Source organism: Rhizobacter sp. P1_G5, assembly GCF_056405435.1.
In genome coordinates, this window is the sequence record NZ_JBFUCB010000644.1 from 1 (window position 1) to 3,296 (window position 3,296).

The 3,296-nt window shown below is 67.9% G+C and carries 4 protein-coding genes and 1 pseudogene; all 5 read left to right on the forward strand.

All coding sequences use genetic code 11. The features are described from left to right. Positions 1–540, forward strand: a pseudogene (locus tag AC1D12_RS28690) (DUF2403 domain-containing lipoprotein); the annotation flags it as partial. A gap of 48 nt (positions 541–588) precedes the next feature. Next, positions 589–1,260, forward strand: a complete 672-nt coding sequence (locus AC1D12_RS28695) for a TetR/AcrR family transcriptional regulator (RefSeq protein ID WP_477844511.1) — start codon at positions 589–591, stop codon at positions 1,258–1,260. Positions 1,261–1,304: 44 nt separating this feature from the next. Beyond that, entirely contained in the window at positions 1,305–2,087 is a 783-nt protein-coding gene (locus tag AC1D12_RS28700) for an ABC transporter permease (protein WP_465112565.1), read from the forward strand. A gap of 23 nt (positions 2,088–2,110) precedes the next feature. Then, positions 2,111–3,106: an ABC transporter substrate-binding protein gene (locus AC1D12_RS28705; RefSeq protein ID WP_047512048.1), complete on the forward strand. Its 996-nt coding sequence runs from the start codon at positions 2,111–2,113 to the stop codon at positions 3,104–3,106. 5 nt (positions 3,107–3,111) lie between these two features. Next, a partial coding sequence (locus AC1D12_RS28710; protein WP_477844513.1) for an ATP-binding cassette domain-containing protein occupies positions 3,112–3,296 on the forward strand: 185 nt, incomplete at its 3' end.

Sequence of the window (3,296 nt, forward strand, 5' to 3'; positions counted from 1 at the left end):
GTCGCCCCGGTCGCCCCGTCGGAGCTGTACCGCGACGGCTGGTCGGGCTACAGCCCCTGCCACTGCTTCAGCAACACCCCCGGCAACGCCGGGCTCGGCGACGGCTGCGGCCAGATCAACATCCTCGAGGTGGTGGCCGAATCGCAAGGCGCGCAGTACGGCAACCGCGACATCATCAGCACCGGCATCCGCTCGTACCAGGTCGGCTCGCTGGGCGGCTCGACCTGCGGCGTCAAGGGCTGCACGATGGATCACTTCTCGACCGATGCCGACCTGCTCGACGCGAACAGCCGGACGGTGATGAAGCAAGGGGCCGTCATCGACGCCAACAACCGCGGCAGCGCCGGCCCGGTCTGGCGCCGTCCGGTGGATGACCGCTACTACCTGGTGCTGCTCGACGAGCAGTCGCGCGCGGTGCAGGTGGCGATGGTCCACCCGGGCGCCATCCCGGCCTCGTTGAAGGCCATCGTGCCGGCGTTGCCGAACACGATCACCCGCGCTGCGGTCGACAGCCTGATGGGCTTGCGCCTGCCGAAGTAGGGTTCAACCGGATGCCCATAATTCACCATCCGTTGAATTATGGGCGCCATGCCGTCGCCCCTGCCCGCCACCGCTGCCAGCGCAGCCACCATCGTCGAGCTGCGCACCCGTGACGCCGACCGCACGCAGCAGGAGATCCTGCGCGCCGCGATGCACGAGTTCGCCGCAAGCGGCCTGGGTGGCGCGCGCATCGACGGCATCGCCGAGCGCGCCGGCGTCAACAAGCGCCTCATCTACTACTACTTCGGCGGCAAGGACGAGCTGTTCCTCGCGGTGCTCGAGCAGACCTATGCCGACATCCGCGACGCCGAGCGCGAGCTGCACCTCGAACGCCTGAGCCCGCCCGACGCGGTGCGCCGGCTGGTGTCGTTCACCTGGGAGCACTACCTCGCACACCCGGAATTCCTGACGCTGCTGAACAGCGAGAACCTGCACCGCGCCCGCCACCTGAAGACGTCCAGCCGCATCCGCGAGATGAACTCGCCGCTGCTGCACACGCTCGGCGAGGTGCTGGAGCGCGGCCGCCGCGAAGGCACCTTCCGCGGCGGCGTCGACGCGGTGCAGCTCTACATCTCGATCGCCGGCCTGGCGTACTTCTACCTGTCGAACAACCACACGCTGTCGACCATCTTCGGGCGCGACCTGATGGCGCCCAAGGCCCTGTCGGAGCGCCTGTCGCACATCACCGAGGTGGTGATGGGCTATGTCCTGCGGGACTGACGCCAGACCCTGCAATTCACCAAACGGTTAAGAAGGACCGCACGATGAAACGCTGGCTCCTGTCTCCCGCGCTGCGCCCGGCCTGGCTGCTGGTGGTGCTGCTGGTGCTGTGGGACCTGGCGGTGCGGCTGTTCCGCATCCCGCCCTACCTGATCCCCACGCCGTGGTCGGTGGCGCACCAGCTGGTGGCCGAGGGGCCGATGCTGCTGCGCGAGACGCTGCCCACGCTGTACGCCACGCTGGGCGGCTTCGCGCTGTCGGCGCTGTTCGGCGTGCCGATCGCGATGTGGATCGCGTCGTCGCGCCTGGTCGAGAGCTTCGTCTACCCGCTGCTGGTGTTCTCGCAGTCGATCCCGAAGGTGGCGATCGCGCCGCTGTTCGTCGTGTGGTTCGGCTTCGGCATCGTGCCCAAGGTGATCGCGGCCTTCCTGCTCGGCTTCTTCCCGGTGGTGGTCGCCACGGTGCAGGGCTTCAAGTCGGTCGAGGCCGACGTGATCGACCTGGCCCGTTCGATGGGCGCGAGCCCGTGGAAGGTGTTCATCAAGTTCCGGCTGCCCACCGCGCTGCCGTCGATCTTCAGCGGGCTGAAGGTCTCGGTGACGCTGGCGGTGGTGGGCGCGGTGGTCGGCGAGTTCGTCGGCTCCAACTCCGGCATCGGCTATGTGCTGCAGAAGGCCACCGGCAGCTTCGACCTGCCGCTGATGTTCGCCGCGCTGGTGCTGCTGTCGATGGTGGGCGTGCTGCTGTTCCTCGCCGTCGAACTCGTCGAACGCTGGCTGATGCCCTGGCACACCTCGCAGCGCGCCGGACAGCTCGGCACGCCCTGAACAACAACCGAAGGAGACATCCCATGAAGAGACGCGTCCTGGTGCAAGCCGCTGCGGCGGCCGCGTTGTCGGTCGGCCTCGCCGCGCCTGCCTTCGCGCAGGCCCGCGACAAGGTGGTGCTGCTGCTCAACTGGTACGTCTACAGCGAGCACGCGCCCTTCTTCATCGGCAAGGAGAAAGGCTTCTACGAGGCCGAGGGCATCGACCTGGAGATCCAGGAGGGCCGCGGCTCGGCGGTGTCGATCCAGGCGGTGGCGGCGGGCTCGGCCACCTTCGGCTATGTCGACGTGCCGACGATGATGAAGGCCGCTGCCAAGGGCGCGCCGGTGAAGGCGGTCGGCGTCGCGCTGCAGGTCAGCCCGATGTCGGTGATGGGCTTCTCCGAGAAGGGCGTGAAGACCGCGAAGGACATCGCCGGCAAGACCGTCGCGATGACGCCCGGCGACTCGATGAGCCAGATCTGGCCGCTGTTCCTGAAGAAGACCGGGCTGCAGGAGAACCAGTTCAAGACCGTCTCCGGCGACGCGCAGACCAAGCTGAACGCGGTGATCAACGGCCAGGCCGACCTGCTGCTCGGCTACGTGATGGACCAGAACATCAAGCTGCAGGATGCGACGAAGAAGCCCGTGCAGGTGGTGCGCTTCGCCGACTACGGCGTGAACCTGATCAGCTCGGGCATCGTCGCGCACAAGGACACGCTGTCCGGCAAAGCCGACCTGGTCAAGCGCTTCCTGCGCGCCACCACGCGCGCGCTCGAAGAGGCCGAGAAGAACCCCGAGGCCGCGGTCGACGCGACGCTGAAGGCGAACCCGAAATCCGGCCAGCGCGACACCATGCTGGTGGGCCTGAAGCTGACGACCGCGCTGTACCACACCGACGAGACCAAGGCGCTGCGGCCGTTCCGCGTCTCGATGAAGAACGTGGGCGAATCGCTGGACCTGCTGGTGCAGTACGGCGGCATGGACCCGGCCACGCGCGGCAAGCCCGAGGACTACGTCACTCTCGACTACCTGCCGTGAGCGCCGTGCTCAAGACCGTGCCAGAGGCCGAGCTGGCCCCGGTGCTGATCGAGGCCCGCGGCCTGCGCAAGACCTACCGCACGCAGGACGGCGACGTCGAGACGCTGCGCCCGCTCGATCTCTCGATCCGCGCCGGCGAGTTCGTCTCGGTGGTCGGCCCGTCGGGTTGCGGCAAGAGCACGCTGATGAA

Bases quoted from the DNA above. Each gene is read 5' to 3' on its own strand.
- AC1D12_RS28695 (WP_477844511.1), top strand. From the start codon at position 589: ATGCCGTCGCCCCTGCCCGCCACCGCTGCCAGCGCAGCCACCATCGTC.
- AC1D12_RS28700 (WP_465112565.1), top strand. From the start codon at position 1,305: ATGAAACGCTGGCTCCTGTCTCCCGCGCTGCGCCCGGCCTGGCTGCTG.
- AC1D12_RS28705 (WP_047512048.1), top strand. From the start codon at position 2,111: ATGAAGAGACGCGTCCTGGTGCAAGCCGCTGCGGCGGCCGCGTTGTCG.